The organism is Pseudomonas sp. C5pp (assembly GCF_000814065.1).
GTDB lineage: Bacteria > Pseudomonadota > Gammaproteobacteria > Pseudomonadales > Pseudomonadaceae > Aquipseudomonas > Aquipseudomonas asiatica.
Genome location: NZ_JWLN01000094.1, coordinates 1 through 847, shown reverse-complemented (window position 1 = coordinate 847; position 847 = coordinate 1). Strand labels below are relative to the sequence as shown.

Below are 847 nucleotides of genomic sequence, written 5' to 3'. Positions count from 1 at the left end.
CGCACTGATGGTAATCGGCGCCATGTCTGGGACTCCCGATGAAAAGTCAAAGGCCCGTGCCGCGATTGACCTGTGCTGGGAAGGCGTCGATGATGAACTCCAGTCCCTCAGTACCCGCCGATTCGTCCGTGGCACTTGCCAGATGATGGTGGAAAAATTTGAAGCCAAATACGGGCCATCACCCTCCCTTCGGCGGGACTGACCCCAAGGCATGAAAGCCCGCATGGCGCGGGCTTTTCTGTGCTCTTCAGAAAGGCGCCTCTTCCTCCGCCTTCTCCTCCTCCCAATCCGTTTCCGCGACCAGGTCGTCTCGATCGTCTGCGCTCTGCGGCTCCCACCGAACCGTCACGCTCTCGTCGTCATTGAACGTCAGGTCCAGTTCCGGCGTTTCGGCCAGCAGCCCCATCACCTCCTCCCACTCCATATCACCGTCCGTGTCCAGGCGATGGATCGTCACCCAGCGCTGAGCCTGCGCGATCGGGTGATTGATCATCGACGAAACCCGCAGGCCCAGGCGTTCCAGTCCGGTCATCTCCTGGCGCGCCTGCGGCGCCGACTTCTTCTGCTTGGCCATTCCTTCCTCCGTTAACTGTACATCCATCCAGTATTGAGCGAAGCATACATCACGCCCTGTGAAAGGTGAACACGCTTCGCTTGGAAGATTTTCAACACGGCCTCGAAAAAATAAATCACATTTCGTGTTGACATAAAAAACACATTGCGTGATATTTGCCTCAACACAGCAGTCACTCACGAGGGACTGCAGAGGCCCTCATAGGCCGCCGCTCTTTAACAGCCAGCGCCATGCCCGACTACCCGGCCCAGCCGGTTAGGTCACTCCCGGCTA

The 847-nt window shown here is 58.1% G+C and carries 2 protein-coding genes; one reads left to right on the top strand and one right to left on the bottom strand.

Going from position 1 to position 847, the window contains the following annotated elements:
* Window positions 1–202: hypothetical protein (locus RR51_RS31730; protein ID WP_039615485.1), on the top strand; the 202-nt coding region annotated here is incomplete at its 5' end.
* Window positions 203–247: 45 nt separating this feature from the next.
* On the opposite strand, the gene RR51_RS28460 is transcribed toward RR51_RS31730, so the two are convergent.
* Window positions 248–574: a DUF1654 domain-containing protein gene (locus tag RR51_RS28460; protein WP_015269824.1), complete on the bottom strand. Its 327-nt coding sequence runs from the start codon at window positions 572–574 to the stop codon at window positions 248–250.
* Window positions 575–847 lie beyond the last annotated feature (273 nt).